General features: G+C 73.8%; 22 protein-coding genes. 13 read left to right on the top strand and 9 right to left on the bottom strand.

Annotated features, from left to right (window positions below; all coding sequences use genetic code 11):
* Window positions 1-122 precede the first annotated feature (122 nt).
* Window positions 123-1,052: a DUF3027 domain-containing protein gene (locus tag ACZ4VK_RS14595; protein WP_468352156.1), complete on the bottom strand. Its 930-nt coding sequence runs from the start codon at window positions 1,050-1,052 to the stop codon at window positions 123-125.
* 461 nt (window positions 1,053-1,513) lie between these two features.
* Between ACZ4VK_RS14595 and ACZ4VK_RS14590 the strand changes: the two genes are divergently transcribed.
* The 4 genes from ACZ4VK_RS14590 (at window position 1,514) to ACZ4VK_RS14575 (ending at window position 5,167) form a co-directional block, all read left to right on the top strand.
* Window positions 1,514-2,893 carry an MFS transporter gene (locus ACZ4VK_RS14590; protein ID WP_468352154.1) on the top strand — a complete coding sequence of 460 codons (1,380 nt, stop codon included), beginning with the start codon at window positions 1,514-1,516 and terminating at the stop codon, window positions 2,891-2,893.
* A 120-nt stretch (window positions 2,894-3,013) separates the two neighbouring features.
* On the top strand, window positions 3,014-3,499 hold the full coding sequence (locus ACZ4VK_RS14585; protein WP_468352152.1) for a DUF2771 domain-containing protein: 486 nt from the start codon (window positions 3,014-3,016) through the stop codon (window positions 3,497-3,499).
* A 7-nt stretch (window positions 3,500-3,506) separates the two neighbouring features.
* Entirely contained in the window at window positions 3,507-4,316 is an 810-nt protein-coding gene (locus ACZ4VK_RS14580; RefSeq protein ID WP_468352150.1) for a futalosine hydrolase, read from the top strand.
* Entirely contained in the window at window positions 4,313-5,167 is an 855-nt protein-coding gene (locus tag ACZ4VK_RS14575) for a 1,4-dihydroxy-6-naphthoate synthase (RefSeq protein ID WP_468352148.1), read from the top strand. Before ACZ4VK_RS14580 ends, ACZ4VK_RS14575 begins: the two co-directional genes overlap by 4 nt.
* A 58-nt stretch (window positions 5,168-5,225) precedes the next feature.
* Here the strand turns inward: ACZ4VK_RS14575 and ACZ4VK_RS14570 are convergent, their stop codons facing one another.
* Window positions 5,226-5,609, bottom strand: coding sequence for a cold-shock protein (locus ACZ4VK_RS14570; RefSeq protein ID WP_318212558.1), 384 nt, complete (start codon window positions 5,607-5,609; stop codon window positions 5,226-5,228).
* A gap of 140 nt (window positions 5,610-5,749) precedes the next feature.
* Here ACZ4VK_RS14570 and ACZ4VK_RS14565 point away from each other — a divergent pair, with 140 nt between their 5' ends.
* Window positions 5,750-6,028, top strand: coding sequence for a hypothetical protein (locus ACZ4VK_RS14565; RefSeq protein WP_468352146.1), 279 nt, complete (start codon window positions 5,750-5,752; stop codon window positions 6,026-6,028).
* Here ACZ4VK_RS14565 and ACZ4VK_RS14560 read toward each other — a convergent pair.
* A complete protein-coding gene (locus ACZ4VK_RS14560) occupies window positions 6,016-6,663 on the bottom strand; it encodes an HAD family hydrolase (protein WP_468352144.1) in 648 nt (215 codons plus the stop codon). The genes ACZ4VK_RS14565 and ACZ4VK_RS14560 overlap by 13 nt on opposite strands.
* A 104-nt stretch (window positions 6,664-6,767) precedes the next feature.
* Between ACZ4VK_RS14560 and ACZ4VK_RS14555 the strand changes: the two genes are divergently transcribed.
* The 3 genes from ACZ4VK_RS14555 to ACZ4VK_RS14545 all read left to right on the top strand — a co-directional run bounded on the left by ACZ4VK_RS14555 (window position 6,768) and on the right by ACZ4VK_RS14545 (window position 9,740).
* Window positions 6,768-7,772: a FecCD family ABC transporter permease gene (locus ACZ4VK_RS14555; RefSeq protein ID WP_468352142.1), complete on the top strand. Its 1,005-nt coding sequence runs from the start codon at window positions 6,768-6,770 to the stop codon at window positions 7,770-7,772.
* Between the two features lie 97 nt (window positions 7,773-7,869).
* Window positions 7,870-8,925, top strand: a complete 1,056-nt coding sequence (locus tag ACZ4VK_RS14550) for a FecCD family ABC transporter permease (RefSeq protein ID WP_468352140.1) — start codon at window positions 7,870-7,872, stop codon at window positions 8,923-8,925.
* Window positions 8,922-9,740, top strand: a complete 819-nt coding sequence (locus ACZ4VK_RS14545; RefSeq protein WP_468352138.1) for an ABC transporter ATP-binding protein — start codon at window positions 8,922-8,924, stop codon at window positions 9,738-9,740. Before ACZ4VK_RS14550 ends, ACZ4VK_RS14545 begins: the two co-directional genes overlap by 4 nt.
* A 606-nt stretch (window positions 9,741-10,346) precedes the next feature.
* Here ACZ4VK_RS14545 and ACZ4VK_RS14540 read toward each other — a convergent pair.
* The gene (locus tag ACZ4VK_RS14540; RefSeq protein WP_468352136.1) at window positions 10,347-11,261 is read right to left on the bottom strand and encodes a hypothetical protein; all 915 of its coding nucleotides are present in this window, start codon (window positions 11,259-11,261) and stop codon (window positions 10,347-10,349) included.
* 72 nt (window positions 11,262-11,333) lie between these two features.
* On the opposite strand from ACZ4VK_RS14540, the gene ACZ4VK_RS14535 reads away from it, so the two are divergent.
* Together ACZ4VK_RS14535 and ACZ4VK_RS14530 are read left to right on the top strand one after the other, a co-directional pair.
* Complete coding sequence (locus ACZ4VK_RS14535) at window positions 11,334-13,871, top strand: helicase-associated domain-containing protein (RefSeq protein WP_468352134.1); 2,538 nt, start codon at window positions 11,334-11,336, stop codon at window positions 13,869-13,871.
* A 263-nt stretch (window positions 13,872-14,134) separates the two neighbouring features.
* Complete coding sequence (locus tag ACZ4VK_RS14530; RefSeq protein WP_468352132.1) at window positions 14,135-15,775, top strand: DNA repair helicase XPB; 1,641 nt, start codon at window positions 14,135-14,137, stop codon at window positions 15,773-15,775.
* 24 nt (window positions 15,776-15,799) lie between these two features.
* Here ACZ4VK_RS14530 and ACZ4VK_RS14525 read toward each other — a convergent pair whose 3' ends face one another.
* Both ACZ4VK_RS14525 and ACZ4VK_RS14520 read right to left on the bottom strand, forming a co-directional pair.
* Window positions 15,800-16,159 carry a hypothetical protein gene (locus tag ACZ4VK_RS14525; RefSeq protein ID WP_468352130.1) on the bottom strand — a complete coding sequence of 120 codons (360 nt, stop codon included), beginning with the start codon at window positions 16,157-16,159 and terminating at the stop codon, window positions 15,800-15,802.
* 48 nt (window positions 16,160-16,207) lie between these two features.
* On the bottom strand, window positions 16,208-16,396 hold the full coding sequence (locus ACZ4VK_RS14520; protein ID WP_468352129.1) for a hypothetical protein: 189 nt from the start codon (window positions 16,394-16,396) through the stop codon (window positions 16,208-16,210).
* A gap of 239 nt (window positions 16,397-16,635) precedes the next feature.
* Between ACZ4VK_RS14520 and ACZ4VK_RS14515 the strand changes: the two genes are divergently transcribed.
* Window positions 16,636-18,672: a HelD family protein gene (locus tag ACZ4VK_RS14515; protein ID WP_468352127.1), complete on the top strand. Its 2,037-nt coding sequence runs from the start codon at window positions 16,636-16,638 to the stop codon at window positions 18,670-18,672.
* Window positions 18,673-18,781: 109 nt separating this feature from the next.
* Window positions 18,782-19,354 carry a dihydrofolate reductase family protein gene (locus tag ACZ4VK_RS14510; protein WP_468352125.1) on the top strand — a complete coding sequence of 191 codons (573 nt, stop codon included), beginning with the start codon at window positions 18,782-18,784 and terminating at the stop codon, window positions 19,352-19,354.
* Between the two features lie 5 nt (window positions 19,355-19,359).
* Here ACZ4VK_RS14510 and ACZ4VK_RS14505 read toward each other — a convergent pair whose 3' ends face one another.
* From ACZ4VK_RS14505 to ACZ4VK_RS14495, 3 genes are all read right to left on the bottom strand, one after another.
* Window positions 19,360-20,268: an aminoglycoside phosphotransferase family protein gene (locus tag ACZ4VK_RS14505; protein WP_468352123.1), complete on the bottom strand. Its 909-nt coding sequence runs from the start codon at window positions 20,266-20,268 to the stop codon at window positions 19,360-19,362.
* A gap of 129 nt (window positions 20,269-20,397) precedes the next feature.
* Window positions 20,398-21,096, bottom strand: a complete 699-nt coding sequence (locus tag ACZ4VK_RS14500) for a copper homeostasis protein CutC (protein WP_468352121.1) — start codon at window positions 21,094-21,096, stop codon at window positions 20,398-20,400.
* 52 nt (window positions 21,097-21,148) lie between these two features.
* Window positions 21,149-22,132 (bottom strand): hypothetical protein, encoded by a 984-nt coding sequence (locus ACZ4VK_RS14495; RefSeq protein ID WP_468352119.1) that lies wholly within the window; start codon window positions 22,130-22,132, stop codon window positions 21,149-21,151.
* A gap of 185 nt (window positions 22,133-22,317) precedes the next feature.
* On the opposite strand from ACZ4VK_RS14495, the gene ACZ4VK_RS14490 reads away from it, so the two are divergent.
* Window positions 22,318-22,599, top strand: a complete 282-nt coding sequence (locus ACZ4VK_RS14490; RefSeq protein WP_468352117.1) for a heavy-metal-associated domain-containing protein — start codon at window positions 22,318-22,320, stop codon at window positions 22,597-22,599.
* Window positions 22,600-22,628 lie beyond the last annotated feature (29 nt).

The following is a 22,628-nucleotide window of genomic DNA, read 5'->3' as shown; positions in this document are numbered from 1 at the left end:
CCTAGGCCCGGCAAGGGGCGCCGTCCGTTGTGCCCACCCTCCCCCAGACTCCGTCCGGGGGGACCCCCACGCCCCAGCGGAACGAATGCCCACAACGGGGGGCGCGCCGCCGCCCCCGGGACTTACGAGTGGCCCAGGTCCTCTGAGGTGTCGTCCGGTTCCGTCGTCGAGCCGGAGTCCTTGGCCGGGCGGAGGGGGAAGGCGTCCACGGCCGTCGAGTCGAAGACCGGCGGCGCCGGCCGCGGCGGCTTCGGCATGATCGCGGCCTCGGAGTGCCCGCCGCAGCCGTACGCGAGGGAGACGACCCGGCCGTCGGCCGGGGAGAACTCGTTGGCGCAGACGCCGAACGCCTGCTTCAGGGATCCGGCGAGCGGCACCAGGAAGGCGCAGGACTCGCAGGAGGCGGGCGCGGCCTGCGCCATCGGCGTCGCGGCGCCGAAGGCCTCGTCCCAGCGGTCGGCCGCCACGTGGAGGCCGTACCGGGAGAGGACTCGGGCCCGCCGCATGCCGAGTTCCTCGGCGACCGCGGCGACCGTCCCCCGCGCGGGGGTACGGGTCACGATCTCGGCGTCCTCCGCGTCGAGGTGCTCCTCCAGCTCCTCCGACACCACGGAGTTCGGCGGCGGCGCGTCCTCGCCCGTGTAGCCGGGCTCCAGGCGCAGGTCGTCCTGCTCGGTGGGGAGGAGGTCGCCGGGGCCCATGTCGCCGGGGCGGAGCCGCTCGCTCCACGGCACCCACTCGGGGGCGAGGAGGGCGTCGGAGCCGGGCAGCAGGACGGTTTCGTCAAGCGTGACGTTCTTGGCACGGGAGGCGCGGGTGACCGTCACCGCCCAGCGCCAGCCCCGGTAGCCGGGTTCCTTGGACTCGAAGTAATGGGTGACGACGCGGTCGCCCTCGGCGACCACCCCGACGTGTGCGCCGACGACGCCGGGGGCGGCCGCCTCCTCGGCGGCCTCCCGCGCGAGGTCTAGTGCCTCGGCGCACAGGCGGTCGGGGATACACGTGGCTCGCGGGGTACGCGGGGTACCGCTTCGCGTCGTCGCAGCACTCACAGGTCTCGCTTCTCTCCTACGCCGTCTCACGGGTGCGCCGGCCGAGGGGCGGGAGCGAAGCCACGGGCGGCGGGCGGAGCGGACCTGTGGGCCGCATCGACGTCCGCGCACCCGACTTGTCTCGCGTGTCTCGGGCACACCTATCGTCATCCATTCTGCGGGATGCCGAAGAGGCGCGCGGCCGAGAGCTTCCGCCGGTGACGCGCTACGCACGCTACCCCGTTCGCGGGCCTCCGCCCACCTGCCCGCCCCAAGTGGCCCGGATCACGGACAGCCGGAGACCTTCCGGGACGACCCGAAGACGGCTCGGGGGCGACCCGAAGACGACCCTAAGACGACCCGGAGATCGCCCGCCGGGGACGTTCCGGAGCGAGGCCGGAGAGGGTCGCCCGGGACGTTCCGACCCGGCTCCCCCGCCGCGCCACGGTTCGTCCGGCGTGCCGGTGGGGCACTATGACGGAGTGGCAGCCGCACGGTCTCCCGCACGATCCGAAGATCATGCCGGACCGCTCAGCCGAGCGGGCCGGTCCGTCGGGCGTGCCCTGCACCTGCCGTTCACCGGGACCGCGAAGGGCATCAGGAAGGCCACGCACGCGCATGGCGCGGGTGAGTCGGGGCTCGGGAAACTGATCGAGCTGCACGCCGTGAACGGCGCCGGGGACGTCATGATCACCGTCGCCCTCGCGTCCACCGTCTTCTTCTCCGTGCCGACCGACGAGGCCCGCGGCCGCGTCGCCCTCTACCTCGCCATCACCATGGCCCCCTTCACCCTCCTCGCCCCGGTGATCGGTCCGCTCCTGGACCGGATCCCCCACGGGCGGCGGGCGGCGATGGCCGGCGCGATGCTGACCCGCGCGGTCCTCGCGATCATGATGTCGGCGGCGGTCGCCACCGGCGGCATCGAGCTGTATCCGGCGGCGCTCGGGGTCCTGGTGGCCTCGAAGGCGTACGGCGTGGTGCGCAGCGCGGTCGTGCCACGGCTGCTCCCACCGACGTTCTCGCTGGTGAAGGCGAACTCACGGGTGACCCTCGCGGGGCTCCTCGCGACCGGGATCGCGGCGCCCGTCGGGGCGGGGCTCCAGATGCTCGGGACGCCGTATCCCCTGTACGGGGCGTGCGCGCTGTTCCTGCTCGGGGCGTTCTGGGCGCTGCGGATGCCGCCGAAGGTGGACTCGGCGAAGGGCGAGCGGCGGGCGCACCTGCTGACGCACGGCGAGCGGAAACCGAGCCTGCGGACGGTGGGTCCCTCGGTCCTGCACGGCCTGGAGGCGAACGCGGCACAGCGCATGCTGTCCGGTTTCCTGATCTTCTTCCTGGCGTTCCTGCTGCGCGAGCACCCGCTGTCGGGGCAGAGCGCCGCCGTCTCGCTCGGGATCGTGGGCGTGGCGGCGGGCGTCGGGAACGCCTGCGGTACGGCGGTCGGCTCGCTGCTCCGGGACCGGGGGCACGGCCCTGAGGTGATCATCGCCACGATGATCAGCGTGGTCTGCGGTACGGCGATCTGTACGGCGGTGTTCTTCGGCGGGGTGATGGTGGCGGTCCTGGGCGCGGTCGCGGGCATCACGCAGGCCCTGTCGAAGCTGTCCCTGGACGCGCTGATCCAGCGGGACGTGCCGGAGGTGGTGCGGACCTCGGCGTTCGCGCGGTCCGAGACGGCCCTGCAGATGGCGTGGGTGGTGGGCGGGGCGATCGGGATCGCGCTGCCGCTGAACGGGACCCTGGGCATGTCCGTCGCGGCCGGTTTCCTCGCCCTGGGCGCGCTCCTCGCGGTCCGCGGCCTCCTCGCGGCGGCCCGCCGCCGCCCCGGCTCCAGGGGCCGCCCCAAGGCCCCGGTGGCCTAGGCGGCGCCCGGCCTGATGGGCGGGGATGCCCCTCGTCACCCGCCGCACCTTCCGGGACCGGAGGGCGGCACGCCGTACCCCCGCGTGGCGCGGACGCGGCGGCCCGATAGCCTTCGGCTCATGACCGTTGCGTTCTTCTCCGGCTCGCGCCGCCGGGCCGCCGTCGCCCTCGGGGCCGTCTCCGCCGGGCTCCTCGTACTCTCCGCCTGCGACAAGCCGACTCCGATCGCGACCCTGACGGTCGGCTCCGACTCGATCAACTCCGAAGCCTCCTGTTACAACGACGGCGAGGCGATCAAGGAGTCGCAGATCCAGCAGTGCCTCAACAAGAAGGCCGAGAAGTCCATCACCGTGGCGATGGACGACAAGATCCGCTTCGGGGTCGACCCCGAGATCGCGGACAACGGCTGGACGATCTTCCTCGGCGGCCAGCAGGCCGAGCCCGAGCCGTACAAGAAGACGTACCGGACCATTCCGGCCAGCGCCTTCTTCTCCAGCCAGAGCCCCACCGGCGAGTCCACCGACGACACGCAGGTGACCATCGTCGAGAACACCGGCAAGAAGCTGACTGGTGTCTGGCACTTCCAGCTGAAGAAGGAATCCTGATCGTCCGGTGGTCCACCGGATCCTGATCGTGACGGCCGTGGCGGCGGAGGCGGACTCCGTCACCGCCGGCCTCGGCCTCGGCGGCCCCGAGCTCCTCCCGCTGCCGGGGGGCCTCGTCCTGCGCCGCCACTCGGACGGCGCCGGGGCCGCACACGAACCCGGCGACCCGCGGGCCCCACACGAGCAGGCCGCGCGCCTGCGCGTCGACGTGCTCGTCGGCGGGGTCGGGCCCGCCGCCGTGGCCGCCGCGACGGCGACAGCCCTCGCGTACGCCTCCCTCACGGAGGCCGGCACCGATGCCGCCCCTTACGACCTGATCGTCTCCGCCGGGATCGCCGGCGGGTTCCCCTCCCTCGCGCCGATCGGATCCGTCGTCGTCTCGACGGCCGTCGTCGCCGCCGACCTCGGCGCCCAGACGCCCGACGGCTACCTGACCGTCGAGGAGCTCGGCTTCGGGAGGTCGGCGCACCCCGTGCCCGCCGCTCTGACCGGCCGTATCGCCGCCGCTCTGGACGCCGGCGGCCGGGCGCACACCGTGGGCCCCGTGCTCACCGTCTCGACCGTCACCGGCACCGCGGGGCGCGCCGCCGAGCTCGCGGACCGCCATCCGGGGGCCGCCGCCGAGGCGATGGAGGGCTTCGGCGTCGCCGAGGCCGCCGCCGCGTACGGCGTGCCCGTCGTCGAGATCCGGGCCGTGTCGAACGCCGTCGGGCCCCGGGACCGGGCCACCTGGCGCATCGGCGAGGCCCTGGAAGCGCTGGGGCACGCCTTCCGGGTGCTCGGCAAGACCGTCTTCGTGGAGCTGGAGCCGTCGTGACCAAGCTGAAGATCGCCTACTCGCCCTGCCCGAACGACACCTTCGTCTTCGACGCCTGGGCCCACGGCCGCGTCCCGGGCGCCCCCCGGCTCGACGTGACCTTCGCGGACATCGACGTCACCAACGGCTGGGCGGAGAGCGGCACCGACACCCACGACGTCCTGAAGGTGTCGTACGCGGTGCTGCCGTGGATCCTCGACGAGTACGCGCTGCTGCCCTGCGGCGGCGCCCTCGGCCGCGGCTGCGGGCCGCTCGTCCTCACCCGGGAGCCCTGCACCGGCGCCGATCTGGCCGGGAAGACGGTCGCGGTCCCGAGCGAGCGCTCCACCGCGTACCTGCTGTTCCGGCTCTGGGCGGCCGAGGCCGTGCCGGGTGGCGTCGGGGACGTCGTCGTGATGCCGTTCCACGAGATCATGCCGGCCGTGCGCGACGGCAAGGTCGACGCCGGGCTCGTCATCCACGAGGCCCGCTTCACGTACCGGAACTACGGGCTCCACTGCCTCGCCGACATGGGCGAGCACTGGGAGTCGACGACCGGGCTGCCCATCCCGCTCGGCGCGATCGTCGCCCGCCGCTCGCTCGGCGCCGAGACCCTCGAACGGCTCGCCGACTCCGCCCGCGCCTCCGTCCGGATGGCCTGGGACGACCCGGCCGCCTCCCGGCCGTACGTCCTGGAACACGCCCAGGAGATGGACCCGAAGGTCGCCGACCAGCACATCGGTCTCTACGTCAACGAGTTCACGGCCGACCTCGGCGAGCACGGCTACGCGGCGGTCCGCGGGCTGCTTACCCGCGCCGCGGCCGAGGGGCTCGTACCGCCCCTCGGCCCGGACGCGCTGTCGTTCCCCTAGGGGGTGTCTTGTCGCCGCGAGCCCGGCCTGATCGGCAAGACACCCGTATAGCCGGGGCCTATACGTCGAGCTGGTCGGCGACCGCGCGCAGCAGTCCCGCGATCTTCGCGCCCTGGGTCTTCTCCGGGTAGCGGCCCCGTTCGAGGGCCGGGGTGATGTTCTCCAGGAGCGTCGTCAGGTCCTGCACGATGGACGCCAGTTCGTCGGGCTTACGGCGCTGCGCCGCGGCGACGGACGGAGTCGGGTCGAGGATGGTGACGGACAGCGCCTGGTCGCCGCGCTGACCGGCGACGACCCCGAACTCCACCCGCTGCCCCGGCTTCAGGGCGTCGACTCCGGCAGGGAGCACCGACGAGTGGACGAAGACGTCGCCGCCGTCGTCACGGGAGAGAAAGCCGAAGCCCTTCTCACTGTTGAACCACTTGACCTTGCCGGTAGGCACGTCTGTCCTCGTCCTCGTACTCGTCGATGGGTATGGCGAACAGCGGGTCCACCGACCCGCCGGCACCAGGCTAATGGCCCGGAGGCCCCTGACAAGACGGTGCCGGTGTGTTCCTGTGGCCTGGGAACTACCCTGGCCGGATGCGTAGTGAAACCCCTGCCGCACCGGAGAACGACAGCGCCCCGGGCGACGGCCTCGTCAAGGCCGGTGTGATCCTCTTCGCCGTCGGCGCCGTGGCGACGCTGGTCACCGTGGCTCCGCTGTTCCTCGGGACCGACCCGTTCCCCACCGTCGCGTACACCGTCTCCATGCTCATGGGGGTCGGGTTCGCCGTCGCCGCCGCCGGTGTGCTGCGGTCGATCGCCGCCCAGCGGCGGCAGGCGCGGGGTGGCGCCACCGCACCGGTTCAGGCCAGGTAGCCCTCCCACCAGCTGCGGAAGTCCGTCAGGTCCGGGAGGACCACGTCCGCGCCGGCGTGCTTCAGCTCCTCGGCGGCGCAGGGGCCGGTGGCGACGGCCACCGAGAAGGCGCCGGCCGTGGCCGCGCCGCGGACGTCTCCGACGTGGTCCCCCACGTACACCTGGGCGCCGTGGGCGCGCAGGGCCTCCGCCTTGCCCTCGGCCCAGAGGCCGCCGGCGACCGCGTCCGGGGCGATGCCGAGGTGCGCGAGGTGCAGCTCGGCGTGCGGGCCGTTCTTCGCGGTGACGACGATCGTGCGCCCGCCCGCCTCGCGTACGGCCTCGATGGCGTCCCGCGCGCCCGGCATCGGGAACGACGGCTCGATCGCGTACGCCGGGTACAGGGACCGGTAGCGGGTCACCATCTCCGGGACGTGCTCCTCGGGGAACCAGTACGCCATCTCGTGTTCGAGCGGCGGGCCGAGGCGGGTGATGACGAGCTCCGCGTCGATCGCGGCACCGGTCTCGGCCGCGAAGGCCTCCCAGGCCGCCTTGATGCCGGGGCGGGTGTCGATCAGCGTCAGGTCGAGGTCGAAGCCGACGGTGAGCGGGGACGTGGGGGCGGGGGGCGTCGCGGAGGTCGTCATGGGTGCCATTCTGCGGGACCTCCCGCCCCCGGTGTTCGAATCTCGGTGCTGCTTACACTGAGCCAAGCCTTACCGAACCCCGCTCCGCCCGATGCACCACCCGATGGGTCCTGATGCCAGCCGCTTTCCGTACCAGACGGGTCCTCGCGACCTCGGCGGCTCTCGTCGCCCTGCTCCTCGCCGTCCTGCTCAGCCTCGCCGTCGGCGCCCGCGCCATCGCCCCCTCCACGGTGTTCGACGCCCTGCTGCACGGCGGCACGAGCCCCGACGCGGAGGTCGTACGGCAGCTGCGCGTCCCCCGCACCCTCATCGGGCTCATGGTCGGCGCCGCGCTCGCCCTCGCCGGGACCGCCCTCCAGGGCATCACCCGCAACCCCATCGCCGACCCCGGCATCCTCGGCATCAGCCAGGGCTCCTCCGTCGGCGTCGTCATCGCCATCGCCTTCTTCGGGGTGCACAGCCTCACCGGATACGTGTGGTTCGCCTTCGCCGGAGCCGCGCTCGCCGCGGTCGCCGTCCACGCCATCGCCTCCGGCGGGCGCGGCGGGGCGACGCCCGTGAAACTGGCGCTCGGCGGGGCCGCGATCAACGCGCTGCTGCTCTCCGTCACCACCGGCATCCTCACCACCCAGGCCTCCGCGCTCGACGAGTTCCGGTTCTGGCAGATCGGCTCGCTCGACGGCCGCGACGCCCAGATCGTCGGCCAGGTCTGGCCCTTCCTGCTGCTCGGCACGGTCCTCGTCGTCTCCGTGGCCCGCGGCCTCGACGCGCTCGCGCTCGGCGAGGACGTGGCGAAGGGGCTCGGACAGCGGGTCGCGACCGTACGGATCGTCGGCGGGATCGGCGCGACCGTCCTCACGGGGGTGGCCGTGGCGGCCGCCGGGCCCGTCGCGTTCGTCGGCCTCGCCGTCCCGCACATCGCGCGGGCCGTCGTCGGCTCCGACCACCGCTGGGTCCTGCCGATGGCCGCGGTCATCGGGCCGGTGATGCTGCTCGTCGCCGACGTCGCCGGGCGGATCGTCTTCCCGCCGGGCGAGGTGCCGGCCGGGGTGATGACGGCGCTGATCGGGGTTCCGTTCCTGGTCGCACTGGTACGGCGGAAGGCGGTGCCCGCGTGAGTACGCTTCCGGTTCTTGTCGCGCCGGTACGCCGGAAGGCCGGTTCCCGCGCCTTTCCGTTCCCCGTCACACTCGTACGCCCGAAGGCGGTGCCCGCGTGAGTGCCCTTGATGTGCGTCCCGCCGGGTACGGGGTGCTGCGCGTCCGGCGCGGCTCCTTCCTGCTCCACCGGCGCTCCGCCCTCGTCGCCGTGGGCCTGCTGCTGCTCCTGGCCGTGGCCTCCGTCGCGTACCTCTGCGTCGGCGAACGGTTCGTCGGACCCACCGAGGTCGTACGGATCCTGCTCGGGCAGCCGGCGCCGTCGGCGTTCGTCGTGGAGGAGCTGCGCGAGCCCCGGCTCGTCGTCGCCCTCGCCGTCGGCGCCGCCTTCGGGATCGCGGGCGCCCTCATCCAGACCGTCGCCCGCAACCCGCTCGCCAGCCCCGACATCATCGGCATCAGCCAGGGCGCCGGGGCCGTCACCGTCGCCGCGATGACCTTCGGGCTCACCTCGTACACCGTCCTGCCGTACCTCTCGATCGCCGGTGGCGTCCTCGCCGCCGCGCTCGTGTACGCGTTCGCGTGGCGCGGCGGCCTTCACGCCACCCGGTTCGTCCTCATCGGCATCGGCTTCGCCATCGCCCTGCGGTCGCTCACCACCCTCTTCATGACCAAGGGCGACTACCTCGTCGCCCAGCAGGCGCAGATCTGGATGACCGGCTCCCTCAACGGGCGCGGCTGGGACGAGTCCGCGCCCATCCTCTGGACGCTGCTCCTCCTGCTGCCCGCCGTCCTCTGGGCGGCCCGCGCCCAGCGGACGGTGTCCCTCGACGACGACACGGCGACCGCGCTCGGCGTCTCCCTCGGCCGGGTCCGGCTCGGGCTCGTCGCCGTCGGCGTCGTCCTCGCCTCCGTGGCGACGGGGGTCGCGGGCCCCGTCGACTTCGTGGCGCTCCTCGCCCCGCAGATCGCCCGCCGCATGACGCGCACCGCGCAGATCCCGCTGCTCTGCTCCGCGCTGGTCGGCGCGGCGGTCGTCGTCCTCGCCGACCTGATCGGCCGGCGGCTCCTCTCCCCCGTCGAACTGCCGGTGGGAGTCCTCACGGCGGCGGTCGGCGCCCCGTACCTGATCTGGCTCATCGTCCGGAGCCGAGCTGTTGGAGGTAAGGCGTGAGCAGGCTGACCGCGCGCGAGCTGACGCTCGCCTACGAGGACCGCACCGTCGTCCACGGCCTCGACCTCGCCATCCCCGACGGCAAGGTGACCGTCATCGTCGGCCCCAACGCCTGCGGCAAGTCCACCACCCTGCGGGCCCTCGGGCGGCTCCTCAAGCCAGCGGGCGGCGCGGTGCTCCTCGACGGGGAGGAGCTGGCGAAGCTGCCGACGAAGCGGATCGCCCGCTCCATCGGGCTGCTGCCCCAGACCCCCGTCGCCCCCGAGGCGATCACCGTCGCCGACCTCGTCTCCCGGGGGCGGCAGCCGCATCAGGCCTGGTGGAAGCAGTGGTCCGAGGAGGACGAACAGGCCGTCTCCGACGCCATGGCCCGCACGGACGTGACCGCGCTCGCCGACCGGTCCGTCGACGCGCTCTCCGGCGGGCAGCGGCAGCGGGTGTGGATCGCGATGGCCCTCGCGCAGGAGACGGACCTGCTGCTCCTCGACGAGCCCACCACCTACCTCGACATCGCCCACCAGGTGGAGGTCCTCGACCTGGTCCGCCGGCTCAACCGGCTGCGTGGCCGCACGGTCGTCCTCGTCCTCCACGACCTGAACCAGGCGGCGCGGTACGCAGACCACCTCATCGCGATGAAGGCGGGGCGGGTGGTGGCGGAGGGGCCGCCGGGGGCCATCGTGACGGAATCGCTGGTACGGGACGTCTTCGGGCTGACGTCGGTGGTCGTCCCGGACCCGGTGACGGGGTCGCCGCTGGTGGTGCCGGGGGCGCCGTGGCATGCGGACGCGGGGGTGCCGGGGGCGGTGCAGGGCTGAGGGGCGGCGGTGCCTCCCCGTGCTGGGCGGTGCCCCACCCGTCCGGGGCCGATGTCGGGCCCGCGCCCGTCGCCCACCGCCGTGTGGGGCGTCGCCCCGCGGGGCGGTGCCCACCCGCCCGGGGGCCGACCACCTCGCGCAATCGTCCCGCCGGGACGGCGCCCACCGCCCGGTCGGCCGCGTCGCCCACCCCCGTGTGGGCAATCGTCCCGCAGGGGCGGTACCCACCCGCCCGGGGCGGCGCCTCGCCCACCACCGTGTGCGCTCGTCCGCCGGGGCGGCGCCTCGCCCACCACCGTGTGGGCAATCGTCCCGCAGGGCGGGACGGGTGGGCACACGGGACGGCGCCCTTGGCGGCGCCTCCGCCCCCTGTGCCTGGACCCGCACCGACTGTGCGCCGTACATCGGGTGCGGGTTCAGGCGCGGAAGCCTAGGCCCGGCAGGGGGCGCCGTCCGTTGTGCCCACCCGTTCCGCCCCAGCGGAACGAATGCCCACAACGGGGTGGGCGGGTGGGCGCCGGCCCGGGGGGAGGGTGCACACAACGGGGGTGGCGGGTGGGGGCCGGCCCGGTTGGGCACACAGCGGGGGTGGCGGGGCGTTGGGGTTTAGGGGCGGCGGGTGCGCCACAGGAGGTACAGGGCCGAGGCGATGGCCGCGCCGCGGAGGGTCCAGGGCCAGGTTTCCGAGATCGCCGCGCCCATCGCCTCGCCCCCCGCCGCCACCTGCGTACCCCAGCGGCCCTCGACGCGGCCCCACAGCCAGACCGCGCCCGACGCGGCGGCGAGGCCCGGGATCACCAGGACCGCCGTCCTGACCTCTCCGGGGGTCAGGCGGCGGGAGCCGTACGCGAGCAGCCAGCCCGCGGCCAGGGCGGGCAGGGAGCTGAAGATCGCGCCGCCGAGCAGGAGGAGCGCGGCGAGCAGGACGAAGGGGTTCGTGAGGCGGAGGCGGGAGGCCGGTGCGGCCGCTTCCGGTTCGGGCCGCGTCTCGGGCGGCGCGGGCTTTCGGCGCCGGAGGAGGACGCGGGCGAGACGGCGGCGCTTCCCGGGAGCGGGCTCCGGCTCGTGGTCCTCCTCCTCCGGCTCGTCCGGCGGCGGCGGTGCGAACAGGTCCGGGCGTTCGACCCCGCCCACGAAGCCCGGCAGGGCCTCGGCGGCGTCGGTCCGCCACCACTCCGGTTCGCTCTCGTCGGCGTCGGCTGTGGTCGCAGGGTCGGGTTCTCCCTTGCGGGGCTTCGGCAGCGGGGCCTCCGCGTCTCCGTTGCGCGGCTTCGGCAGTGGCGGCGGCGCGCCCGGGCCGCCCGCCCGTTCCACCACCTCGTCCGGCGTGCCGAGCGCGCCGAGGATGCCGCGTACCGCCGACGGGCTCTCCTCGCCGTGGGTGGTGCGGCGGCGGTCGATCTCGTTCCGCAGCGTCGACACCAGCCGCATCCGGTCGCTCGCCGGCAGCTGCCGCTGTTGTGCCAGGTCGCCGACCCGGCTCAGGTAGTCGTAGACCAACTGGTCGCTCTCGATGCCCACGGTGCCCCTCCACGGCCGGTTCGCCCGGTACGGCCCGACGTTAGCGCCTGCGCAGCGGCTAACGTGGTGCGGATGGGGATCGGTGAGCTCGACCGGGAGGCGCACGTGCCCGAGGTAACTGGCGCCGCCACGGCGCCCCGCACGCTCGCGGAGGCGCTGCGCGCGCGGGGCGACGAAGGGCTCGCCGCGCTGCTGCGGGCCCGGCCTGACCTGCTGAGTCCCGTCCCGAACGACCTGACGCAGCTGGCGACGCGCGCCGGTACGCGGGGTTCGGTGGTGCGTGCCCTGGAGCGGCTCGACCGGTTCGCGCTCCAGACGGCCGAGGCGCTCGCCGTCGGCCCGGACCCGACCCCGTACCCCGTACTCCTGGGGCTGCTCACCGGCGACGAGGGCGATCCGGCGATCGAGGCGGCGCTGCCGGACGCGGTGGCGCTGCTGCGCGAGCAGGCGCTCGTGTGGGGCGAGGACGACCGGCTGCGGCTCGTGCGGACCGCGCGTGAGCTGCTCGCGCCCTCGGCGCAGCACCCGTCGCCGACCGGTCTCGGCCCGACGGTCGCGGAGGCGACGTCGGGGATGTCGCCCGGCCGGGTGCAGGAGATCCTCGCGGCGGCGGGGCTTCCCACGACGCACGATCCGGTGTCGGCGGTGGCGGCGCTGACGGCGCTTTTCACCGACCGGGACCGGATGGGCGAGCTGCTCGACACGGCGCCCCCGGACGCCCTCGCCGTCCTTGACCGGCTGGTGTGGGGTCCGCCGTACGGCGAGGTGACGTCGAATCCGGCGCCCCCGGTGCGCTGGCTGCGCGATCGTGGCCTGCTGCTTCCGGTGTCGGCGCGGACGATGGTGCTGCCGCGCGAGGTGGCGCTGCATCTGCGGGGCGGGCGGGCGCACCGGTCGCCCGAGCCGGTGCCGCCGGAGCTCGCGGTGCTGCGCGAGTACCGCCCACAGGTTGTGGACAGCGCGGCGGCCGGGCAGGCACACGTGGCGCTCGCGACGGTCGAGGAGCTGTTGAAGTCCTGGGACCGCGGCGGCCCGCCGGTGCTGCGCGCGGGCGGGCTCGCGGTGCGGGACCTGAAGCGGACGGCGGCGGCCCTGGACGTCACGGAGGAGACGGCCGCGTTCTGGCTGGAGCTCTGTTACGGGGCGGGGCTGCTCGCCTCGGACGGTGAGGCGGACGAGCGGTACGCGCCGACGCCCGCCTACGACCACTGGCTGGACCTGCCGCCCGCCGAACGCTGGGCGCTGCTCGTCACCCCCTGGCTGACGGCGACCCGTACGGCGGGCCTGGTTGGCGGCCAGGACGCGAAGGGCCGCACGCTCGCCGCGCTCGGCCCGGACCTGGACCGGGCACCGGCCCCCGAGGTCCGGCACCGGGTCCTGGAGCTCCTGGCGACGCTGGCGCCGGGGGCGGCGGCCGACCCGGAGACGCTGTTGGCGCGGCTGCGCTGGGAGCGGCCGCTGCGGGGCGCCTCGCAGGTCGCCTCCGAAGGCGCGGGGGCCACGGATCTGCGGTCGCGGCTCGCCCGCTGGACGCTCGCGGAGGCGGAGTTCCTGGGGCTCACGGGGCGGGGTGCCCTGTCGGGTCCGGCGCGGGCGCTCCTCAACCTGCCCCTCGCGGAGGCCGCCGCTCTCGCCGACCACGGTGGCGGCGTCGAGCTGTCGGTGGCGGCGGCGCGGGCGGCGACCCTGCTCGCGCCGCTGCTTCCCGAGGCCGTCGACCACGTCCTCCTGCAGGCGGACCTGACGGCCGTCGCGCCGGGGCCGCTGCGGCGGCCGCTCGCGGACGCGCTCGCGGTTCTGGCGGACGTCGAGTCGAAGGGTGGCGCGACGGTCTACCGGTTCACGCCCGGGTCCGTACGGCGTGCGCTCGACTCCGGGCAGACGGCTTCGGACCTGCACGACTTCCTGAAGGCGCATTCCCGTACGCCGGTGCCGCAGCCGCTCGCGTACCTCGTGGACGACGTGGCGAGACGGCACGGGCATCTGCGGGTGGGGGCGGCGTCCGCGTACGTGCGGTGTGACGACGACACGGTCCTCGGCGAGATCCTGGCGGACCGTCGGTCGGCTTCCCTCCGTCTGCGGCGGATCGCGCCGACGGTCCTGGCGGCGCAGACGGACCCGGTGTCGCTGCTCGACGGGCTGCGGTCGATGGGGTACGCGCCGGCCGCCGAGTCGGCGGAGGGCGACGTCCTGGTCACCCGCGCCGACGCGTACCGCACGCCCGCGCGTACGGCCCCCGTCCCGGTGCCCGACGGGCCGCCCGCGCCCGACACGACGCTCCTCGGCGCGGCGGTACGGGCGATCCGGGCGGGCGACCGGGCGGCGACGGTGGTACGGAAGGAGCCGACGGCCGCCCCCGCGGCGGCGGGCGCGCTGCCGCGCACGTCGGCTGCGGAGACGCTCGCCACCGTCCAGGCGGCGGCGATGACCGGCTCGGCGGTCTGGATCGGCTACGTCAACGCGGAGGGCGCGGCGAGCCAGCGGGTCATCGCCCCGGTGCGGGTGGAGGGCGGCTTCGTGACGGGCTACGACCACACGGCGGACGAGGTCCGCACGTATCCGCTGCACCGGATCACGGGTGTCGCCGAACTGGCGGACGACCAGGTGTAGGCGGTTGGGTCCAAGGGGTGTCTTGTCGGTCAGGCCGGATCAGGGAGCGGCGTCTGGTGCCGTGCCTCGCAAGGCGGAGGAGGGGATGAAGAGGCCGTCGGGCAGGACGGCGCTCACCGCCTCAAGAACCTCGGCGTCGGCGCCTGCCGCCTGCACGGCGGCGTCCAGAAGGCCCCACAACCACCGACAGCGGCCGCGCATCGGGCAGACTGGAGGATTGGCCGTCGTTACGGAACGGCCGGGTGTCGGAAGGACCTGATCACGTGAGTGGACCGCTCATCGTCCAGAGTGACAAGACCCTGCTCCTGGAGGTCGACCACGAGCTCGCCGACGCCTGTCGGCGGGCCATCGCGCCGTTCGCGGAGCTGGAGCGGGCGCCGGAGCACATCCACACGTACCGGCTGACGCCGCTCGGCCTGTGGAACGCGCGGGCCGCCGGGCACGACGCCGAGCAGGTCGTCGACGCGCTCGTCGAGTACTCGCGCTATCCCGTGCCGCACGCGCTGCTCGTCGACATCGCCGAGACCATGGCCCGGTACGGGCGGCTCACCCTGTCCAAGCACCCCACCCACGGGCTCGTCCTCACCAGCACCGACCGGCCCGTCCTGGAGGAGATCCTGCGGTCGCGGAAGGTGCAGCCGCTGGTCGGGGAGCGGATCGACGCCGACACCGTCGTCGTGCATCCGTCCGAGCGCGGGCAGATCAAGCAGACGCTGCTCAAGCTGGGCTGGCCGGCCGAGGACCTCGCCGGGTACGTGGACGGCGAGGCGCACCGGATCGACCTGGCCGAGGACGGCTGGGCCCTGCGGCCGTACCAGAAGCAGGCCGTCGAGGGCTTCTGGCACGGCGGTTCCGGCGTGGTCGTGCTGCCCTGCGGTGCGGGGAAGACGCTGGTCGGGGCGGGGGCCATGGCGCAGGCCAAGGCGACCACGCTCATTCTCGTGACCAACACCGTCTCCGCCCGGCAGTGGAAGAGCGAGCTGGTGAAGCGGACCTCGCTGACCGAGGACGAGATCGGCGAGTACAGCGGTACGAAGAAGGAGATCCGGCCGGTCACCATCGCCACGTACCAGGTGCTCACGACCAAGCGGAAGGGCATCTACCCGCACCTGGAGCTGTTCGACTCCCGCGACTGGGGCCTCATCGTCTACGACGAGGTGCATCTGCTGCCCGCGCCCGTCTTCAAGTTCACCGCCGACCTGCAGGCCCGGCGGCGGCTCGGTCTCACCGCGACCCTGGTGCGGGAGGACGGGCGGGAGTCCGACGTCTTCTCGCTGATCGGGCCCAAGCGGTTCGACGCGCCGTGGAAGGAGATCGAGGCGCAGGGGTACATCGCGCCCGCCGACTGCGTCGAGGTCCGGGTGAACCTGACCGACTCGGAGCGGCTCGCGTACGCGACCGCCGAGGCCGAGGAGAAGTACCGCTTCTGCGCGACGACGGCGACGAAGCGGAAGGTGACGGAAGCCCTGGTGAAGCGGTTCGAGGGGCAGCAGATCCTCGTCATCGGGCAGTACATCGACCAGCTCGACGAGCTCGGCGAGCACCTGGACGCGCCCGTCATCAAGGGCGAGACGTCGAACGCGCAGCGGGAGAAGCTCTTCGACGCGTTCCGTACCGGCGAGATCAGCGTGCTCGTGGTGTCGAAGGTCGCGAACTTCTCGATCGACCTGCCGGAGGCGACCGTCGCGATCCAGGTGTCGGGCACGTTCGGCTCGCGGCAGGAGGAGGCCCAGCGCCTCGGCCGGGTGCTGCGTCCGAAGGCCGACGGGCACCAGGCGCACTTCTACTCGGTGGTCGCCCGGGACACCATCGACCAGGACTTCGCGGCGCACCGCCAGCGGTTCCTGGCCGAGCAGGGGTACGCGTACCGGATCGTCGACGCGGACGAGCTGCTGGGGTCGTGACCTGGCCGGGGCCGCCGCGGGCCTTCAGTCCATCAGGGCGAGGAGCGGGCCGGCGGCCCCCAGGCAGTACTGGGCGGTGACGAGTGCGCGGCGGGGCGCCACCAGGGCCGCCACACCGGCGACGGCTCCGAGGGCCAGGGACCAGAAGCCCGCCGTGATGAAGACGCCGCCCGAGCCGTCGCCGTCGATGGCGTCGCCGAGGGTGACCATGGCGGTGAACACCAGGCAGGCGACGAGGAAGAGCAGCCCGAAGCCTGCGGCGAGGCGCAGCCCGAGGGTGTCGGGGGTGGCCGTGCCCGGGGTGGCCGTGCCCGGGGCCGTCCTGTCCGGGGCCGTCGCGTCCAGGGCGTTCGTGTCCGGGGCCGGGGAGGGCGTCGTCGTCATGCTCCGATCACATCAGAGGCGGCCCGGTGGCGGCAGCCGCTCCCGTACTCAGTCGGGGCCGGGCGCGTACTCAGGGCGCGGGTTCCTGACCCCGGCCTCCGGTGGGCCGTAGTCGCCGAGGAGGACGACTCCGGCCGCCGCGCCGCCGAAGGCGCGGATCGCGCGGAGCGCGGTGCCGAGGGGGCGGACTCGGGGGCGGGGGATCGTGGTCACGGAGGTGAACGTCGTCGCGGTCATACCTCCATCATGGAATCCGGACATTCCGAACACATCGGCCTGGGGGCGGAACCAGGGTCCCCCTCACGTCGGACCTTGCCCCCTACGGGTACGAAAGGCCGAAAAGCATTCGCCCCGCGCTCCCGGCCGGAGTTACACTCGCCAGCTTCCCCGCCTCCCTCCGTGGAGAGCCGCCGTCCGGCCGGAAACCGGCGGCCACCTCGTCGTGTCCGCGTATCCACCTGCCCGGAGGCTTCACCGTGTCCGTACCCGCGCCCGTTTCCGACGATCCGCTCGCCCGGGAACGCGCCCATCTCGCCTCCTCCCGTGCCGCGCTGCGCGCGATGCGCGAGGACGTGGAGGCGCTCGACATCAAGGACGTCACGGCGAACTGGGTCAACGCCGTCGTCCTCGGGCGGCAGATCGAGGACCGCATCAAGGCGCTCGCCGACCTCTCCGGGCTCCCGCTGTTCTTCGGGCGGCTCGACTACCTCCACACCACGCAGGAGGGGCAGCGCTTCTACATCGGGCGGCGGCACGTCCACGACGCCGACGGCGACCCGATGGTGATCGACTGGCGCGCGCCGGTCTCGCAGCCGTACTACCAGGCGTCGAAGAAGGACCCGCAGGACGTCGGCCTGCGCCGCCGCTTCGGGTACACGGGCGGCGAACTCACCGCGTACGAGGACGAGCACCTGTCCGACCCGGAGGAGCTGGAGACGACCAGCCGGCTGCTCCAGGCGGAGATCGAGCGGCCCCGCGTCGGCCCGATGCGGGACATCGTCGCCACGATCCAGCCGGAGCAGGACGGGATCGTCCGGTCCGGTCTCTCCGGGACCGTGTGCGTGCAGGGAGGCCCTGGCACCGGCAAGACGGCCGTGGGTCTGCACCGTGTCGCGTACCTCCTGTACGCGCACCGGGAGCGGCTCGCCCGCACCGGCACGCTGGTCATCGGACCGAACCGGTCCTTCCTCCACTACATCGAGCAGGTCCTTCCCGCGCTCGGTGAGCTGGAGGTCAGGCAGGCGACGGTCGACGACCTCGTCGCGCACGTCGAGGTGCGGGGGACGGACGAGGCGGCGACGGCGGTCGTCAAGGGCGACGCCCGGATGGCGGAGGTGCTGCGCCGGGCGGTGCGTTCCCACATCACGCTGCCCACGGAACCCCTGATGGTGGTGCGCGGCTCGCGCCGCTGGCGGGTGCCCGCGTACGAACTGGAGGAGATCGTCCGCGAGTTGGCGGACCGTGACATCCGGTACGGGGCGGCCCGCGAGGCGCTGCCGCAGCGCATCGCGCACGCCGTCCTGGTGCGGATGGAGCAGGCGGGCGAGGCGCCCGACGACCGGGTGCAGAACACGGTCGCGCGGAACACGGCGGTGAAGGCGGTCGTGAAGGAGTGCTGGCCCCTGGTGGAGCCGGAGAAGCTGGTGCTCCGGCTGCTCTCGGACCCGGAGTTCCTCGCGGAGCACGCCGAGGGGCTGCTCACCGGGGACGAGCAGAAGCTGCTGCTGTGGGCGAAGCCGGCGCGGAGCGCCCGGACGGCGAAGTGGTCGGCGGCGGACGCGGTCCTCATCGACGAGGCCCGGGACCTGGTGGAGCGGACGCACTCGCTCGGGCACGTGGTCCTCGACGAGGCGCAGGACCTGTCGCCGATGCAGTACCGGGCGGTGGGCCGGCGCTGCACGACCGGTTCGGCGACGATCCTCGGCGACCTGGCGCAGGGGACGACGCCGTGGGCGACGGGGAGCTGGGCGGAGGCCCTCGGGCACCTCGGTAAGCCGGAGGCGGTGGTGGAGGAGCTGACCGCCGGTTTCCGTGTGCCGCGCGAGGTGATCGCGTACGCCTCCCGGCTCCTGCCGCACATGTCGCCGGGGCTCGCACCGGTCGAGTCGGTCCGTGAGAACCCGGGATCGCTGGACGTGCGCCGCACGGACGCCCTCGACGCGGACGTGGTCGCGGCCTGTGTCGCGTCCCTCGGCCACGAGGGTTCGATCGGGCTCATCGCCGCCGACGCGCGGATCGCCCCGCTGGCGGAGGCGCTCACGGCCGCCGGGCTCGCGTACCTCTCCCCCGGCGAGGAGACGACGGCCGAGTCCCGGCTGACGCTGGTGCCGGCCTCGCTCGCGAAGGGCCTGGAGTACGACTACGTGGTCCTGGACGAACCGGCGGCGGTCGTCGACGGCGAACCGGACGAACGGACGGGCTTGCGGCGCCTGTACGTGGCCCTGACCCGCGCGGTCTCGGGCCTGACGATCGCCCACTCGGCCCCGTTGCCACCGCAGTTGGGGGACGCGTGACCCGCGTCGGGAGCTTTTCGATCAAGGACCGATGAGTTTCCCGGCGGCCTCCGGTCCTAGGTGATAGTTGCTGCTGAGCACCAGTCACGAACCTCACGGGAGAACCCAGATGCGCACCCTGATCAGCTCCGCCTTCGTCTCGCTCGACGGCGTCGTGGAGGCACCCGGCGGCGAGGCCGGCTACCGGAACTCGGGCTGGACCTTCAAGGACATGGAGTTCGTCCCGGAGGCGTACACCATCAAGGGCCGGGAACAGGAGGAGGCCGCCGCGATGCTGTTCGGCCGGGTCAGCTACGAGGCGTTCAGCCCCGTCTGGCCGGACATGGAGGACTTCGCGGGGTACAGGACGATGCCCAAGTACGTCGTGTCCACGACCCTCTCCGAGGGCGACCTGGTGGACAACTGGGGCGAGACCACGATCCTGCGCTCCGTCGACGACGTCGCCGCGCTGAAGGAGACCGAGGGCGGGCCGATCATCATGCACGGCAGCGCCTCGCTCGGCCGGGCGCTCTCGGACGCCGGTCTGATCGACCGGTACCACCTGCTCGTCTTCCCGCTCCTGCTCGGCGCGGGCAAGCGGCTGTTCAGCCAGACGGACAAGGACGCGCAGAAGCTGAAGCTCGTCGAGCACGAGGCGTACGCGAACGGCATCCAGCTCAACGTCTTCGACGTCGTGCGTTAGGAAGGTCAGAGCGTCGTCGCGTACTCCGCGAGGGCCTCGGCGCGGGTGCGGCGGGCGACGGCCGCGAGGACCGGGTTCGTGTCCCGGTAGTAGGCCTCCGTCACCAGGCCCCAGGCGAGCGCCCAGCCCCGACCGCGCGCCCAGGTCGCGTCGTCGGCCCGCGCGGCCTCCCGGAACAGCGGGCGCGTGTCGGCGGTGAGCAGGGTCCAGGCGGGCATCATGTCGCAGGCCGGGTCGCCCGTACCGAGGCCGCCGAAGTCGATGACGGCGCTGAGCCGGCCGTCGCGGCCGAGCAGGTTGCCCGGGAGCAGGTCGCCGTGGACCCAGACGGGCGCGCCGTCCCACTGCGGGAGCCGCAGGACGGCCTCCCAGGCGGCGGTGGCGAGTTCCGCGTCGACGGCGCCGTCGGCCGCGAGGCCCCGGACGGCGCGCGGCAGGTTGCCGTCCTCCCACGCGGTGACCGGGCCGCCCCGGAAGGAGGCGGGCCCGCCGCTCGCGTCGACGGCGCGCAGGGCGGCACCGAAGCGGCCGAGTGCGACGGCCGCGTGGGCCAGGTCGGTGAGCGGCACGTCGTACGCGTCGTCGCCGTCGAGCCAGCGGTAGACGGACCAGGGCAGCGGGAACTCCGCGCTCGCCCCGGCCCGCCCGGCCGGGACGGGCACGTCGAGCGGCAGGTGCGGGGCGAGCAGGGGCAGCCAGCGCTGCTCCTTCTCGACGTGGCGTGCCGCGTACGGGACGCGGGGCAGCCGTACGACGAGGTCGTCGCCGAGCCGGAACATCGCGTTGTCCGTTCCGGCGGAGTCGACGGCCCGCAGGGGAAGCCCGGCCCACTCGGGGAACCGCCGGGCGACGAGCCGCTCGACGAGGGCGGTGTCGACGGGGAGTTCACCGGGCTGCATGGGGGTGGGTGGCATACCGGGCAGGCTAGCCATCGTCGTTCGGCCGGGCGATGCGTTTTCCGCGCGGCGTACGGGCTCCCGGGGCGGGGCGGGCTCCCGGCTCGGGCTCCGGCTCCCGCCCACGGGGACGCGCCCCCGTCGCGTCTACGCGTCCAGCGCCTCGCGCCATGCGCGGACCGCTTCTGACGAGACCGGGCGTGCCCAGCCCTCCGGGCGGGCCGCGCCGCCGATGTGGAAGGCGTCCAGGCCCGCCGCGCGGAGTTCCGGGAGGTGGTCGAGGCGCAGGCCGCCGCCGACGAGGATCCGGGCCTCGTAGCCGGGCTCGCCCGCGCGGGCCGCCTCGGCCTTGAGGGTGGTCAGGCCGTCGTCGACGCCGGTGGCCGCGCCGGCCGTCAGATAGGTGTCGAGGCCCGGCAGGTCGGCGAGGCGCTTGCGCAGCCCGTCGCGGTCGGCGGCGCGGTCGATCGCCCGGTGGAAGGTCCAGCGGCAGCCGTCGAGGACGGTGATGAGCCGCTCGACGGCCACCAGGTCGGGCTCGCCGTCCGGGGTGAGGAAGCCGAGGACGAACTCGTCGGCGCCCGCGTCGCGCAGCTCCAGGGCCCGCCGCACCAGGGCGTCGATGCCTGCGGGGCCGCCGGCGTCGAATCCGTCGGTGAGCCGGAGCATCACGCGCAGCGGGATGTCGACGGCGGCGCGGATCGTGGCGAAGCCGGTCCTGGACGGGGTGAGCCCGTCCGCCGCCATGTCGGTGACGAGTTCGAGCCGGTCGGCGCCGCCGGTCTGGGCGGCGACCGCGTCCTCCTCGTCGAGAGCGATCACCTCAAGGACTGCACGGTTGCTCATCGAAGCCCATTTCTCCACAAAAGACGGCTACAGGTCTAGTCCAATGACCAGCCTAGCCGTGCGTGTGGCCTCCCGCATCGTGCGAGGCCTCACCAGCCTCGGGAACGGGCGCTGCCGCACCGCCCGCGTTGACCGTGAAGGCCGCCGTCCGGACCTTGCCCTCGTGCTGGAAGTCGAGGAACAGACGGTACGCGCCGGGGCTGGGCGCCGTCGCCGTGAAGGAGACGTCCGGGCCGGGGCCGCCCTCGTTCGGGTGGACGTGGAGGTAGGCGAGGTCACCGGCGCGGAGGGCGACGAGGTGTCCGTACGCCCCGAGGTACGGCTCGAGGTCGGTGACGGGCTTCCCGGCCTTGCTGACGGTGAGCCGGAGCTCGCCGGCCTTGCCCGGGTTCAGGGTGCCGCCGAGCCGGACCTGGTAGCCGTCGACGGTCGCGGTCCGGTTCACGGCGGGGAGCGGCTTCGGGGCGTACGCGCCGGGGACGGCGAGGTCGGCGCCGAGCGTGATGCCCTTGGCTCCGGGCGCGGCGGGCTTGAAGTCCGCGAAGGCCTTGTAGCCGCCCGCGGCGGGAAGGTCGACGGGGGTCGTCCAGGTGCCGTCCGCCGCCTTCACGGGGTGCAGGTGCCGGAAGGTGCCGAGGTCGCGCGAGGCGACGATGAAGTGCAGCTCCTTGCCGTGCTCGGTGGCGAACGCGGTGACCTTCTTGCCGGCCGCGTCCTTGACGGAGAACTTCAGGACGCTCCTGCCGGCGGCGGGTGTCGGGGTCTCCATGGCCAGCGTGTAGCCGTCCTGGGAGACCTGGAGACCGCCGGGGAGGTTCGCGGCGGTCGACGTGTCCTTGGCCGCGCCCTCCCCGTGGCCGGCGTGGCCGTCGGCGTGCGCGTCGCTCGTGGCGGGGGCGGTCGCGGCGGCGTGGTCGCCGTGCTCCGCCTTCTTCGGCTCCTCGACGGGGCCGACCCCCTTGCCGACCCCGTACGCGGTCCCGAAGGTCGCGGCGAGCGCGGCGGCAAAGGCAGTGATCTTCACTCCGGTGTTCATGACTGCTCTCCCGTACGTGAGGGTGGCGCGGGTTCTCGTTCGATGCACTTCACCATACCCCTGGGGGGTATCAAGTCAAGTCGGGGATCCGCTTGCGTCGAATACCGCCGGGGGGTATACATGGAGCCACGACCAGATACCCCCCGAGGGTATCGGGTGACGAGGAACCGACCGAGGAGGAAGCCATGGGCTCCTGCTGCACCCCCGACAACAGCTGCTCGACCACGGAGACCACCGCCGTCGCGGTCGCCGACAGCACCGCCACGGTCTACGCCGTCTCCGGCATGACCTGCGGTCACTGCAAGACCGCGATCACCAAGTCCGTCAGCGCGCTCGACGGCGTCATCTCGGTCGACGTCGACGTCGCCGGCGGCCTGGTGACGGTGACCACGGGCGGCGAGCCCGACGACGCCGCGATCACGGCGGCCGTCGACGACGCCGGCTACGAGCTCACCGGCCGCGCCTGATCCACCCCGGCCGCCGGGGCCCGCCCAGA

This window comes from Streptomyces sp. NPDC028711, from assembly GCF_055565415.1.
Note: the sequence above shows the minus strand (reverse complement) of the source record. Positions and strands in the feature narration are given on the sequence as shown.

Excerpts from the sequence above, each read along its gene's own strand:
- ACZ4VK_RS14490 (WP_468352117.1), top strand. The coding sequence starts at position 22,318 with ATGGGCTCCTGCTGCACCCCCGACAACAGCTGCTCGACCACGGAGACC.
- ACZ4VK_RS14510 (WP_468352125.1), top strand. The coding sequence starts at position 18,782 with ATGCGCACCCTGATCAGCTCCGCCTTCGTCTCGCTCGACGGCGTCGTG.
- ACZ4VK_RS14525 (WP_468352130.1), bottom strand. The coding sequence starts at position 16,159 with ATGACGACGACGCCCTCCCCGGCCCCGGACACGAACGCCCTGGACGCG.
- ACZ4VK_RS14565 (WP_468352146.1), top strand. The coding sequence starts at position 5,750 with ATGCGTAGTGAAACCCCTGCCGCACCGGAGAACGACAGCGCCCCGGGC.
- ACZ4VK_RS14495 (WP_468352119.1), bottom strand. The coding sequence starts at position 22,132 with ATGAACACCGGAGTGAAGATCACTGCCTTTGCCGCCGCGCTCGCCGCG.
- ACZ4VK_RS14535 (WP_468352134.1), top strand. The coding sequence starts at position 11,334 with ATGGGGATCGGTGAGCTCGACCGGGAGGCGCACGTGCCCGAGGTAACT.
- ACZ4VK_RS14500 (WP_468352121.1), bottom strand. The coding sequence starts at position 21,096 with ATGAGCAACCGTGCAGTCCTTGAGGTGATCGCTCTCGACGAGGAGGAC.
- ACZ4VK_RS14505 (WP_468352123.1), bottom strand. The coding sequence starts at position 20,268 with ATGCCACCCACCCCCATGCAGCCCGGTGAACTCCCCGTCGACACCGCC.
- ACZ4VK_RS14520 (WP_468352129.1), bottom strand. The coding sequence starts at position 16,396 with ATGACCGCGACGACGTTCACCTCCGTGACCACGATCCCCCGCCCCCGA.
- ACZ4VK_RS14585 (WP_468352152.1), top strand. The coding sequence starts at position 3,014 with ATGACCGTTGCGTTCTTCTCCGGCTCGCGCCGCCGGGCCGCCGTCGCC.
- ACZ4VK_RS14560 (WP_468352144.1), bottom strand. The coding sequence starts at position 6,663 with ATGGCACCCATGACGACCTCCGCGACGCCCCCCGCCCCCACGTCCCCG.
- ACZ4VK_RS14555 (WP_468352142.1), top strand. The coding sequence starts at position 6,768 with ATGCCAGCCGCTTTCCGTACCAGACGGGTCCTCGCGACCTCGGCGGCT.